This is a genomic window from Caulobacter sp. 17J65-9, assembly GCF_010975005.1.
In the GTDB taxonomy this organism is placed as follows: domain Bacteria; phylum Pseudomonadota; class Alphaproteobacteria; order Caulobacterales; family Caulobacteraceae; genus 17J80-11.
Map to the genome: position 1 here is coordinate 1 of NZ_JAAIVC010000111.1, position 13106 is coordinate 13106.

Below are 13106 nucleotides of genomic sequence, written 5' to 3' on the forward strand. Positions count from 1 at the left end.
GCGCTGGACGGCGACCCGCTCGCTCCGGCCCCCGCCGACCTGATCGCGGCGGCCATGTTCCGCGGCGACCCGGCCCTGCTCGCCATGCCCGCGCCGGCGGCGACGCCCGCCGCCGCGGCGCCGGTGGTCGTACCCGTTCCGATTCTGCCGATCGCCGCCCCGCCGCCCGACGTCGTCGACGCAGGCTTCGGCGCGCCGGTCGGCGAAGGCGACCTGGATTCCATGCGCGGCGGCTTCCTGGTCGCCGACGGCATCGCCTTTGATCTCGGCGCGGTGGTGCGCACCCTGGTCGACGGTCAGCTGGCCCTGTCGACCACCCTGAACTGGACCCCGTCGGGGACCCAGGTCAGTCACCAGATCGGGCCGACCACCGTGCCGGCCACCGCCGAGGACCTGCACGCCGCCGCCGTGCTGGCCGGGCTCGACGTCAAGGATCTGGCCGGCACCGACCAGGTGTTTCTGGCCGAGGGCGGCGGCACCGCCTTCATCCACCGGGTGTCGGGGGCCGACTTCCAGAACATCGTGGTCAACACCGACAGCGGCGTGGAAATCCGCCAGGAGACCGAGGTCAATCTGAGCCTGCCCGGCTTCGACCAGACCCAGCGCGACTGGCTGTTCAGCCTGTTCGGCTTCCGCGTGGGCGCCGACCTCACCAACGCGACGTCCGGGGCGGTGGGCCGCTAGCGGCGTCGTCATCCGGGATACGAAAGCGGCGCCGGTCCTTGCGGATCGGCGCCGTTTCTCGTCGGGGAAATGCAGCTGCGATCAGAAGCGGATCGGCAGGCGCAGGCCGACGCGGACGTCGGGCGCGTCGTCGGTCACCCCGATGTCGAAGGTGGCGTTCAGCGAATAGCGCCGGGCCAGCGCGTAGGACATGCCGAAGGTCAGCGCGCCCACCTGCACCTCGTTCGAGCCGAAGGTCGTGCCGTTCAGCTCGGTGTCGGTCTCGAAGATGTAGCTGTGCCGGTAGCCCAGCGAATAGGAGAACCGGTCGTTCAGCGCGAAGCCGAAGCCGATGCTGGCGTTGATGGCGTCGCCCGGGTCGACCCGGCCGACCGTGACCCCGTCGCCGAAGTCCTCGTTGATGTCCTTCGACAGGTGGGCGAGGTAGCTCAGGCTGCCGAAGATCACCGCCGGATCGGACGGGTACAGGAAGCTGACGCTGGGCTCGACGCCCCAGAAGCCGGAGCCGGTGGCCAGCTCGGTGGCCACGCCCAGCGGGTCGCGGTCGACGTCGAACGGTCCGCGCCCGGTGTCGCTCTTCACCCGCAGGCCGGCGACGAACACCGGCCACTTGCCGCTGCGCCCGTCGTTGATCTGGTAGCGGGCCGAAACCTCGACGTCGCCGATGTCCGAGCCGTCCAGCTCGATGGTGCGCGCGACCTGGTCGTCGCGCTGCTGCACGGTGGTGACCCGGTCCTTGCGGTAGAGCCAGGGGATGCGGGCCTCGACCTCGATGCGGTTGGTCAGGCCGTAGCGGAAGGCGGCGGCGGCCGAGATGGTGTCGCGGTCCGCGTCGTTGGCCTCGATCACCCCGATCTGGATCCCGGGCACGATCTCGATGCCGCGGAAGACCAGCCGGTTGGACGAGCCGTGGGTGAAGTCGAGCTGCGGCTCGACCACGAACACCCCGCGCGGGGTCAGCACGCCGGCGCCCTCGGGGATCGCCTCGACCGGGACCGGCTTGGTCTCCGGCGGCGCCTCGCCGACCGGCTGCTGGGGCAGGGCCTCGGCGCTCTGGGCGACCGGGGCCTCGGGCGAGGGGACCGGCCTAGCCAGCTCCCGCGCGGGCCCGGCCATGGGCGCGGCCGCCTGGCCGAAGGCGGCGTAGGGGATGCCCGGGCCGCCGGTGCCGCGCATGGCGTCCAGGCTGGCGGCGTCGAGGCTGCGCAGCTTTTCGATCTCGGCCGCCTGGGCGTCCAGCCGCTGCTGCTGCTCGGTCAGGGCGGCCTGCTGGGCGGCGAGCTGGGCCGCCTGGGCGTCGAGCGTCGCGCGCAGGCGGCGCAGCTCCTCGGCCACCTCGGGGGCGCTCTGGGCGTGGGCGCCTGACGCCACGCCCAAGCTAAGGGCGAGGGCGGTCCCGCCCGCCCACCAGGCTCGAAAACCCCGGCGGCTCATGGAAGATACTCCCTCGCTTCCGTCCGGCCCGACAACCTGAGGGGTTTGGGGGCTGTTCCAGCAAACCTTGATTTGTCGCCCCGCTTGTTTGCTGGAACCGGCGCCGTCGGTTGCGGGTTGGGGCGGGGCTCACAGGCGCGGGCATACAGCAGCGCCTCCGGCGACATCGTCATTGACGGAAGGGCTGGGGCGTCCGCGCGCCGGCCGAGGGTGGTTCATGTTCGACGCGATGGAGATTGAGTCTGTTCCGGGGACGGCGGTCGAGACCGCCCAGCCGGGCGAGGCTCCGCCGCCGCGGGGCGAGCGATGGATCCGCGTCGTGGACGTGGCGGTGGCCGGGATCGGCGTGCTGGCCCTGGCCCCCCTGTTCGCGCTGATCGCCGCCCTGGTCTGGCTGCAGGACGGCGGCTCGCCGGTGTTCGCCCACCGCCGCATCGGCCGCGACGGCCGCCGGTTCGCCTGCTTCAAGTTCCGCACCATGGTCCGCGACGCGGAATCGCGTCTGCGCGCGGTGCTGGCCGCCGACCCCGAGGCCCGCGACGAGTGGGCCCGCGACCACAAGCTGCGCTGCGACCCGCGCATCACCGGCCTGGGCGTCTTCCTGCGCAAGTACAGCCTCGACGAGCTGCCGCAGCTGCTCAACGTGCTGGCCGGCGAGATGAGCCTGGTCGGGCCCCGCCCGATCGTCGAGGCGGAGATCGCCAAGTACGGCCGGCGCTTCAAGGACTACTGCACGGTCAAGCCCGGCCTGACCGGCCTGTGGCAGGTGAGCGGCCGCAACGACGTCTCCTACCGCCGCCGCGTGGCCATCGACGTGGTCTACGCGCGCCAGAAATGCCTGGGCCTGGACCTGCACATCATGGTCCGCACCCTGCCGGCGGTGCTGGCGCGGCGGGGTTCGTACTGAGGCCCGGCGCGGTCCTCGGAAAATTCCCTCCCGCCGCCGACGCATCCTTCCGGTCCCGCGGCGGTTTCCCGTTCTTGACGCACGGCTTCATCCCGCAGCGGAGACGTCATGGCTCGCAGGCTGGAAATCCTCGACAAGCCCGTCCCAGAGCCGCTGAAGGCGGCGCTGCGGGCCGTGCGTCGGCACCTGTGGTTCGCCTTCGGGTTCAGCGCCCTGGTCAACATCCTCTACCTGGCCCCGACCCTGTACATGATGCAGGTGTACGACCGGGTGATCCCCACCGGGGGGATAATGACCCTGGTGTTCATCACGGCGGTGATCGTCTTCGCCCTCGCGACCCTGGCGGGGCTGGACTACATCCGCGGACGCCTGCTGATCCGGGCGGGCCTGCGGCTGGACCGCCAGCTCGCCGGCCAGGTGCTCACCCGGCTGAGTTCGCAGCTGAGGCCCGGTCAGCCGGGCTCGCTGCGCATCAGCCAGGCCATGCGCGAGTTCGACAGCTTCCGCCAGGTGATGACCGGCCCCGGCGCGCTGGCCCTGTTCGACGCGCCCTGGACGCCGATCTACCTGCTGTTCACCTTCATGCTGAACCCCTGGCTGGGCCTGCTGACCCTGACCGGCGGGATCATCCTGCTGCTGCTGGCCATCGCCAACGAGCGGTCCAACAAGCAGCGGCTGCAGCAGGCCAGCGAGGCCTCGGCCGCGGCCTACGTCGCCCAGGAGGCGGTCTCGGCCAACGCCGAGACCGTGCGGGCGCTGGGCATGCGTCGCGCGCTGGTCACCCTGCAGCTGCAGCAGCGCCATAAGGCCACCGAGATCCAGGCCCAGGCCCAGTTCGTCGGCGGCCGCTACCAGGGCGCCATCAAGTTCCTGCGCCTGGTCCTGCAGTCGCTGGCGCTGGGCACCGGCGCCTATCTGGCGGTGGAACGACAGATCTCGTCCGGCGCGGTGATCGCCGCCTCGGTGCTGCTGTCGCGCGCCCTGCAGCCGATCGAGCAGGTGGTCGGGGCCTGGAGCGGCATCGTCTCGGCCCGCCACGCCTTCACCACCCTGGTCGAGCTGTTCGACCGTTATCCGGACGAGCCGGAGCGCACCCTGCTGCCGCCGCCCAAGGGGATGATCCAGGTCGAGGGCGTGACCAACCGCATGCCCGGCGCCGACAGCTATGTGCTGCGCAACGTCAGCTTCTCGGTCCAGCCCGGCGAGACCGTGGGCGTGGTCGGCCCCAGCGGCGCGGGCAAGACCACCCTGGCGCGCGTGCTGGCCGGCGCGCTGTTGCCCGACTACGGCGTGGTGCGCCTGGACTCGGCGGACCTGCGGGACTGGGACGCCGAGCGGCTGGGTCGCTACATGGGCTACCTGCCCCAGGACTCCGGCCTGTTCGCCGGTTCGGTGCGCGACAACATCTCGCGCTTCGAGCGTTGGAACGGCGGCGACGTCGAGGACATCGACCCCCGGGTGATCGCCGCGGCCGAGGCGGCCGGCGCGCACGAGCTGATCCTGCGCCTGCCGGAAGGCTACGACACCATGCTGGGCGCGGGCGGGCGCGGCCTCTCCGCCGGCCAGGCCCAGCGCGTCGCCCTGGCCCGCGCGCTCTACCGCGATCCGCCGGTGATGGTGCTGGACGAGCCCAATTCGCACCTCGACTCCGAAGGCGAGGCGGCCCTGCTGAAGGTGCTGCGCGCCGTGAAGGCGCGCGGGGCGACGGTGATCATCATCGCCCACCGCACCGGCGTGCTGACCTCCGCCGACAAGCTGGTCGTGATGCGCGACGGCATGGTCGACCTCTTCGGCCCGCGCGAGGAGGTGGTCGCCCGCCTTTCGCAGCCCGAGCCCAAACTTCCGCGGACACCCGCGCCGGCCGACGCCGGCTGACCTTCGAGCGCGATCATGGCCCTGACCGACGACTTCAAACCGCCCGTGCCGTCGGCCGGCGGCGGCGCCGCGACCACCGAGCCGGAGGTCAGCGACGCGCCTACCCGCGAATTGTGGGTCGGCGGCGCGGTCGCCGGCCTGTTCTTCATCCTGTTCCTGGGCTGGGCGGCCTTCGCGCCGCTGGACGCCGGGGCCTACGCCCACGGCCAGGTGGTGGTGTCCGGCAGCCGCCAGGCGGTGCAGCACCGCGAGGGCGGGGTGGTCTCGGCCATTCACGTCAAGGAAGGCGACGAGGTCGCCCGGGGGCAGGTGCTGGTCGAGATCAACGCCGCCGACCTGCGCGCCAACGAACGGGCCCTGACCAGCCAGGTGATCGCCCTGGAAGCCCAGCGCGCGCGCCTGGCGGCCGAGCGCGACCACCTGCCCAACATCGTGCCGCCGGCCGAATTCGCCGTCCTGCCGGCCGCCGACCGGGTGCTGGCCGACGAGGCCATGCGCCTGCAGGAGCTGCAGTTCACCGCCCGGCGCGGGTCGCTGCAGGCCCAGCACGGCGTGCTGACCCAGCGGGTCAACCAGCTCCAGCAGCAGATCGAGGGCTACAACCGCCAGATCGCCTCCAACCGCGAGCAGCAGTCGCTGATCCAGGAGGAGCTGGAGGGCCTGAAAAGCCTGGCCGCGCGCGGCTACGCGCCGTTGACCCGGGTGCGGGCCACCGAGCGGACCGCGGCCTCGCTGGAAGGCGATTACGGCTCCTACCGGGCCGAGGTCGCCAAGTCGCACGAGGCGATCGGCGAGACCAAGATGCAGATCGTCTCCGTCGACCGGCAGGCGGTCGAGGAGATCGCCGACCAGCTGCGCCAGACCGAGGACCAGCTGAACGAAGCCTCGCCCAAGCTGACCGCCGTGCGCGACCAGCTGAGCCGCGCCGAGGTGCGCGCGCCGGTGGGCGGCGAGGTGGTCGGCCTTACCGTGCACACGGTCGGCGGGGTGATCCAGCCCGGCCAGACCCTGATGGAGATCGTGCCCAAGAACGCCCCGCTGGTGATCGAGGCGCGGGTCCAGCCCAACGACGCCGACGACCTGCACATCGGCCAGGCCACGGAGGTGCGCTTCAGCGCCTTCCACGAGCGCGACCTGCCGATCATCCACGGCCGTCTGACCAAGCTGTCGGCCGACAGCTTCGTCGATGAGAAGACCGGCCAGCGCTACTACCGCGCCGAGGTGTCGGTGCCGCCGCAGGAACTGGTGGAGCTGCGCCGGGTCCGCGGGGCCGAGACGGTGCTGAAGCCCGGCCTGCCGGCCGAGGTGGTCGTCCCGCTGCGCAAGCGCACGGCCCTGCAGTACTTCTTCGAGCCGCTGCAGCAGTCGCTGTGGCGCTCCTTCCGAGAGCACTAGCGCGCCTTTCCCGACGATTTGGCGGGCTTCGGACCCGGCCCGATCCAGGCGGATCGGGCCGGTTCTGCGTCCGGTGAAGCTTTCTCGGGAACCGTTAAGCCAGTTCGCAGCTTTACCGTCCCGGCGGTTCCGCGGGCGGACCCGGACCCGCCGTCGTGAAGTCGCTGAAGCCCGGTCGGATCGAACCGCGGCGCGGTGACGGCGGAGGGGAGAACTGCCGCGATGACCCGCTTGATCGTCCTGCTTGTTTGTGTGGCCCAGATCGCGCTGGCCGGATGCGCCCAGGTGGGCGCCCAGGTGAGCGGCCTCGTGAAGAAGCCGCCCGAAGCCAGGGTGTCGCCGTTGTCCGCCGAATACCAGCTCGGCCCGGCCGACAAGATGCGGGTGCTGGTGTTCGACGAGCCGAACCTGTCGGGCGAGTTCGTCGTCTCCGGCGCGGGCCAGGTGTCCTATCCGCTGGTCGGCGACGTGATGGCCAAGGGCCTGACGGTCACCGAATTCCAGGGCGAGCTGCAGAGCCGCCTGGCCGCCGGCTACCTGCGCGACCCGCGGGTCAGCGTCGAGGTGCTCGCCTACCGGCCGTTCTACATCCTCGGCGAGGTCAACAAGCCGGGCCAGTACCCGTTCACCGACGAGCTGACGGTGCTGAACGCGGTCGCCGGCGCTTCCGGCTTCACCTACCGCGCCAACACCAAGCGGATCTTCATCCGCCACGCCGGCAGCGGCGCCGAGACCGAATACAGCCTGACGTCGACCACCCCGGTCCTGCCCGGCGACACCGTCCGCGTGGCGGAGCGCTTCTTCTGAGCGCGAAGGCGTTGCTCGCCAGGTTCCATTCCCGGAGGGGGGAGATGAGGCTGAAGCTCCTGCGTTCGTCGTCCTGCGCGGTGTTGTTCGCCACCGCCGCCGTGGCCGCGGCCGGTTCCGCGGCCGCCCAGGACACGTCGTTCGCGCGCGACCACAATGTCGGCGTCCGCGATCGGCGCTTCCCGGGCTACGACGCGCTCGGGCTGCGGGCCGGCTCGTTCCTGCTGTTCCCCTGGGCCGAAGCCGGCGTGGTGTGGAGCGACAACATCTTCGCCACGCCGGTCGACGAGCAGTCCGACACCGTGCTGACCCTGTCGGCGGCGCTGCGCGCCCAGTCGCAATGGTCGCGCCACGCGCTGAACGGCTTCGTCGAGTTCAACAATCTCCAGTACATGGACTTCACCGACGAGAGCCACGCGGAGTGGGGCGTCGGGGCCGACGGCCGGCTGGACCTGGCGCGCGGCACCAACGTCTCGGCCGGGGCGCAGTACCACGAGCTGGTGCAACCGCGGTCGGACGCCTCCACCCCCGTCGATGCGCTCGAGCCGGTCACCTACAACCTGGCCACCTACAACGGCAGCGCCTCGCACGAGGTGGGCCGCTTCCGGCTGGGCGGCGACATCGGCTGGTCCGGCTACCGCTACGACGCGGTCCAGACCCTGTTCAACGGCCTGCAGTCCCAGTCCTACCGCAACGAGGACGTGTTCTACGGCGGCGTGCGGCTGGACTACGCGCTCAGCCCGGCGGTGGCGGTCTACGGCTCGGTGCGCGGCAACGACCGCAGCTTCCAGCAGCAGCCGAACCTGACCGACGACAACCCGCAGAACGACGTCGACCGCGACTCCTCGGGCTGGGACGTCGGCGTCGGGGTCGATTTCGACCTGACCCACGCGGCGCGCGGCCACATCCTGATCGGCTATCTCGAGCAGGACTACGAGGACCCCGACGCCACGACCACAGACGGTCTGGCGATGGACGCGTGGGTCGAGTGGTTCCCCACCCAGATGACCACGGTCACCTTGTCGGCCGACCAGAGCATCAACGACACCACGGTCGGCGACGCGGCCGGCACCCTGACCACCGCGCTGGGCATTCGCGTCGACCACGAGCTCCGGCGCAACCTGATCCTCTGGGGTCGCGCCAACTGGGCCCAGGACGACTACGACGGCATCTCCCGCGTCGACGACCGGGTCGATTACGGCGTGGGCGCCGACCTGAAGTTCAACCGCCTCGTGGCGGCGCGCATCAGCTTCCAGCACTTCGATCGGACGTCGTCAGGCGGCGATCCAGGCTTCGAATACACCGAGGACCGCTTCGGCGCGGTCCTGGTGCTGCACCCCTGACCTCCAACGGGCGGACGCCATGAACCTCTTCCGCAGCAACCCCCAAGACCTTCAGGGTTCCGACCCCCGTCCCTACGGCGGCGTGCCCGACCCGCGCGACCTGATGGCGCGCTTCCGCCGGCGATTGCCGCTGTTCGGCCTGGTGGCCGGCACGGTCTTCCTGGCCGCCGTCCTCGTGACGCTGCGGGCCACGCCGGAATACACCGCCACCGCCTCGGTGCTGATCGACCCGCGCAAGCAGGCCGTGCTGAAGCTCGACCAGGTGATGTCGCAGCTGCCGACCGACTCCAGCGTGGTCGACACCGAGGCGCGCATCATCAACTCGCGCGCCGTGGGCGAGCGGGTGGTCCGGCGCCTGCGCCTCGACCAGGATCCCGACTTCGCCAAGTCGTCCGGCGGCTCCAAGGCGATCCAGGCCTCGTTGGCCGGCGGCGCCGGCTCCACGGTCCCCGAAGGCGCGGTGGACGCCGTTTTGTCGCAGATGTGGGCGAGCCGGGTCGGCCTTACCTATGTGATCGACGTCGGCTTCACGTCCACCGACCCGAAGAAGGCGGCGCGCATCGCCAACGCCTTCGCCGACGAGTACATCAACCAGCAGCTCGCCGCGAAGTCGGGGGCCAACGACAAGGCCAGCGGCTGGCTCAAGGCCAAGCTGGACGAGATGCGCCGGCAGGCCGAGGCGGCCGACGCCGAGGTGCAGACCTACAAGATCAACCATGGCCTGATGAGCGCCGAGGGCGCGACCATGGCCGAGCAGGAGATCTCGGTCCTCAACCAGCAGATCGCCGAGGCCCAGGCCGAGCAGGCCGAGCGGGAAGGCCGTCTGGCCGCCGCGCAGGCGCAGGTGCGTCGCGGCGGCGGCGGCGCCGACACGGCCGCCGCGCTCGGCTCCGACGTCATCCGCCAGCTGCGTGGTCAGCGCGCCGAGGTCAGCCGCCACAAGGCGGAGCTGGAGAGCCGCTACGGGCCGCGTCACCCCGACGTGCAGAAGGTCAACCAGGAGCTGGCCGACTACGACGTGCAGATCGACGCCGAGATCAAACGGGTGATGTCCAACCTCGAGGCCGAAGTGCAGGTCGCGCGCCAGCGCACCGCCTCGCTGGTCGGCAGCCGCGGGACCTCGCGCGGCAACCTGGCCAACAACAACCGCGCCCAGGTCGGCCTGATGGAGCTTGAGCGCAAGTCCCTGGCCACCCGAGCCATTTACGAGGCCTTCCTGAACCGCTCGAAGGAAACCGCCGCCCAGGCCGGCGGCCAGCAGGCCGACGCGCGCGTGGTCTCCTACGCCCAGACCCCGAGCCGTCCCAGCGCGCCGAACACCAAGCTGAACCTGGCCCTGGGCCTGGCCTTCGCGCTCGCCGCTGGGATGGCCTCGGTGGTCACCGCCGAGGCGCTGGACAGCGGCCTGCGCACCGGCAAGGAGGTGCGCCACCGCCTGGGCCTGCCGCTGCTGGGCGCCATTCCGGTGCTGGGCTCGGTCGCCGCCGCCGCCGACCGCGGCTCGCTGAAGCCCGAGGACTACCTGCTCAAGCGCCCGCGCTCGGCCTTCGCCGAGTCGTTCCGAAGCCTGAAGACCTCGCTGTTGTCCTCGCGTGGCGAAGAGCTCGTGCAGGTGGTGGCCGTCACCTCCGCCCTGCCTGAGGAGGGCAAGACGCTGACGACCTTCTGCCTGGGCCGGCTGGCCGCCGCCGCGGGCCAGAAGGTGGTGGTGGTGGACTGCGACCTGCGCCACCGCAGCCTGACGCAGAAGCTGGACGGCGGCGTCCGCAAGGGCCTGTTCGAACTGCTGGCCGGCAAGGCGTCGCTGGACGAGGTGCTGCGGCTGGACAAGGCCAGCGGCGCCCAGGTTCTGCCGATCGCCGAGGGCTCGTGGAGCGATCCGGAGATCTTCCGCAGCCCCGCCATGCAGAAGGTGCTGGCCGAACTGCGCCACCGCTTCGACCTGGTGCTGCTCGACACCCCCCCGATCCTGGCGGTGTCCGACACCCGCGTGCTGGCCACCCGGGCGGACGCGGTGCTGTACCTGCTGCGCTGGGCCAAGACGCCGGAGATGGCGTCCAAGAACGCGCTGGAGCAGCTGGCCGCGAGCGGCGCCTTCGTGCCGGGCGTGGCCCTGACCCAGGTCGACCTGCGCGAGCAGGCGCGCACCGGCTACGGCGACGCCGCCTACTATTACGGCTCGGTCCAGAAGTACTACGCCGACTAAAGCTCGGCGTGTCCGGAGAGGGGTCTTCGATGACCATGGACACTCAGGCGGCCGAAACTCAGGCGGTGCAGCCGTGGCGCGCGCCGCGGGTCGCCCCGGCCGCGTTCGCCAGCGGCCGCTACTGGTCGCCGGAATGGGTCTTGAGCTTCGGGTCGTTCACCGCCCTGCTCACCGTGGTCGCGACCGACGGCAAGTCGCTTTACGTGATGCTGGGCCTGCTCGGCCTGTATCTCATCGCGTTCTGGAAGGAGGCGCTGACGGCGATGCTGCCGGTGGCGCCGCTTCTGGCCCTGCCGGCGCTGGCCATGGCCTCGACCCTCTGGTCGGAAGCCCCCATGGAGAGCTTCCGCCACGGCCTGCAGTTCGGCCTGACCGTCTTCATCGCGCTGCTGATCGCGCGGCGCACGCCCGGGCCGGCGATCATCGGCTCGGCCTTCGCGGCCCTGCTGCTGGCCGGCGTGCTGTCCCTGCAGTTCGGTCGCTGGGTGTCGGTCGGCTTCCAGCAGGGCTCGGCCTTCGCCGGCATCTTCGGCAGCAAGAACGAGATGGCCGTGATCGCCAGCCTGCTGGCCCTGGCCGCCGGCGCCGCCGTGGCCGACCCGCGCCAGCCGATGATCATGCGCGTCGCCGGCGTCGGCGGCCTGATGCTGGCGGCGCTCCTGCTGCGCACCAGCCAGTCGGCCGGCGCGGTGGTCTCCACCATCCTGGCCGGCGGCCTGTTCGTGATCCTGATCCTGATCACCCGCATGCGCTTCAAGTGGCGCGCCCTGGCCGCCGCGGCCGTGCTGTTCGCCACCGTGCCGGCCGCCTTCATGGCCGAGCAGCAGGCGCGCACGGGCGAGATCACCATCCTGCGCAAGCTCGGCAAGGACCCGACCCTCACGGGGCGGACCTACCTGTGGCAGCGCGCCGAAGGCTATATCGCCCGCCGCCCGGTGCTGGGCCACGGCTACCAGGCGTTCTGGCGGCGCGGGTCGCTGGAGGCCGAGGGGCTCTGGCGCTTCGCCAACATCCGCAGCCGCGCCGGCTTCAACTTCCACAACCAGTACATCGAGGTGCTGGTCGAGCTGGGCTGGGTCGGCCTGATCACCCTGGTGTGCACCCTGGCCGTCGGTCTGGCCGCCTTCGCCGCGCGTCTGATGTTCCAGCCGACCCCTACCGTGGCCTTCGGGGCGGCGGGCTTCCTGCTGCTGCTGTCGCGCACGCCGCTGGAGTCGATCACCCTGGTGCAGTTCAGCGTGGCGACCTTCGTCCTGTTCCTGACCGCCGCCCTCGCCCTGGCCCCGGAACGGCGGCTTCAGCGCTGAGAAAAAGGCCGGCCTCGCGCCGGCCGAAACCTTGGAACCACCGACGGCCAAGTTTGTTTGTCCCGGAGCAGCCGACCCCGCTCCCGCGGAGGACGCGGCGGGGGACAGTATGATCGCCGAACAGTCAGGTCCGTCCGCCCCGGGAGGCTCGAGCCTGTTCACAGGGGCCGTCTGGGCGACGCTGAACGCGGGCCTCTCGGTGGCCTTCCCGCTGCTGCTGTTCGTGTTCTTCGCCCGGGTGGTGCCGCCGGCCCAACTGGGCGTGGCCGCCGCCGCCCTGGCGGCGCTGGAGCTGATCAAGGCGCTGGGGCCCCAGGGGCTCTACGAAGCCCTGCTGCAGGGCGAAGCGCGACTTGAGGAGCAGCAGGCCGCCACCGGGCTTCTGCTCGCCGCCGGCGCGGCCGGCGCGGCGCTGTTCGTGATCCTGACCTTCGCGGCCTCCGGCGTCTGGAGCGAGCTGCGCGGCATGCGCGGGGCGGTGGCCCTGCTGGCCCCCAAGGTGCTGTTCGACCTGCTGCTGCTGCAGCCCCAGGCGGCGCTCGCCAGGCGCGCGGCGTTCCGGCCGCTGGCGGCGCGGGTCATGATCGCCAACCTGCTGGCGGCGATCGTGGGCGTCGGGGTGGCGCTGGGCGTCGAGCCGTTTTGGGGCCTGATCGGCGCCTACCTGGCCCAGTCGGTCTTCCTGTTCCTGTTCACCGCCGCCTGGTCGCGCGCGTTCGCCCGCCCGGTCTGGGCGCCGGCGGTCCTGCGCCCGATGGCCCGCCAGGCCGGCCTGGCCTCGGCCGTGCGCCTGGCCGGGGCGGCCAACAACTATCTCGACCAGGTGCTGCTGGCCCTGTTCGTGCCGGCGTCCAGCCTGGCCCGCTTCAATCTGGGTAAGCGCATCGAGGCGACCCTGGTCACCGCCCAGGCGGCCTTCTCGGGCGTGCTGTTCCAGCCGGCCTTCGCCGCCGGCGATCCGCAGCAGCGCGCCCAGGTGATCCGCCGCGGCCGCGCCCTGCTGACCGCCGCCTGCGGCCTGCCCACCGCCGTGTTCGCCGCCAACGCCGAGCCGCTGATCACCCTGGTGTTCGGCGCGCGCTGGGCGCCGGCCGCCATCCCGGCCGTGCTGCTCGCGGTCGGCGGCGCGGGAAATAGGTGACGATCAG

At 71.6% G+C, this 13106-nt stretch carries 10 protein-coding genes; 9 read left to right on the plus strand and 1 reads right to left on the minus strand.

The genetic code is table 11. The features are described 5' to 3' along the window. On the plus strand, nucleotides 1-684 hold a 684-nt coding region (locus tag G3573_RS14960; protein ID WP_205598274.1), incomplete at its 5' end, for a hypothetical protein. 81 nt (nucleotides 685-765) lie between these two features. Here the strand turns inward: G3573_RS14960 and G3573_RS14965 are convergent. Next, nucleotides 766-2055 (minus strand): transporter, encoded by a 1290-nt coding sequence (locus tag G3573_RS14965; RefSeq protein ID WP_346427390.1) that lies wholly within the window; start codon nucleotides 2053-2055, stop codon nucleotides 766-768. A 280-nt stretch (nucleotides 2056-2335) separates the two neighbouring features. Between G3573_RS14965 and G3573_RS14970 the strand changes: the two genes are divergently transcribed. The 8 genes from G3573_RS14970 to G3573_RS15005 all read left to right on the plus strand — a co-directional run bounded on the left by G3573_RS14970 (nucleotide 2336) and on the right by G3573_RS15005 (nucleotide 13099). Then, the gene (locus tag G3573_RS14970; protein ID WP_205598275.1) at nucleotides 2336-3025 is read left to right on the plus strand and encodes a sugar transferase; all 690 of its coding nucleotides are present in this window, start codon (nucleotides 2336-2338) and stop codon (nucleotides 3023-3025) included. A 108-nt stretch (nucleotides 3026-3133) separates the two neighbouring features. Beyond that, complete coding sequence (locus G3573_RS14975; protein ID WP_163262041.1) at nucleotides 3134-4900, plus strand: type I secretion system permease/ATPase; 1767 nt, start codon at nucleotides 3134-3136, stop codon at nucleotides 4898-4900. A gap of 15 nt (nucleotides 4901-4915) precedes the next feature. Continuing rightward, nucleotides 4916-6295, plus strand: a complete 1380-nt coding sequence (locus G3573_RS14980) for an HlyD family type I secretion periplasmic adaptor subunit (RefSeq protein ID WP_163262042.1) — start codon at nucleotides 4916-4918, stop codon at nucleotides 6293-6295. Nucleotides 6296-6517: 222 nt separating this feature from the next. After that, a complete protein-coding gene (locus G3573_RS14985) occupies nucleotides 6518-7102 on the plus strand; it encodes a polysaccharide biosynthesis/export family protein (protein ID WP_163262043.1) in 585 nt (194 codons plus the stop codon). Nucleotides 7103-7146: 44 nt separating this feature from the next. Then, on the plus strand, nucleotides 7147-8445 hold the full coding sequence (locus G3573_RS14990) for an outer membrane beta-barrel protein (protein ID WP_163262044.1): 1299 nt from the start codon (nucleotides 7147-7149) through the stop codon (nucleotides 8443-8445). Between the two features lie 19 nt (nucleotides 8446-8464). Continuing rightward, the gene (locus G3573_RS14995) at nucleotides 8465-10651 is read left to right on the plus strand and encodes a GNVR domain-containing protein (RefSeq protein WP_163262045.1); all 2187 of its coding nucleotides are present in this window, start codon (nucleotides 8465-8467) and stop codon (nucleotides 10649-10651) included. A 29-nt stretch (nucleotides 10652-10680) separates the two neighbouring features. Next, entirely contained in the window at nucleotides 10681-11958 is a 1278-nt protein-coding gene (locus tag G3573_RS15000) for an O-antigen ligase family protein (protein WP_163262046.1), read from the plus strand. A 109-nt stretch (nucleotides 11959-12067) separates the two neighbouring features. Next, nucleotides 12068-13099, plus strand: coding sequence for an oligosaccharide flippase family protein (locus G3573_RS15005; RefSeq protein ID WP_163262047.1), 1032 nt, complete (start codon nucleotides 12068-12070; stop codon nucleotides 13097-13099). The last annotated feature ends 7 nt before the right edge of the window (nucleotides 13100-13106 follow it).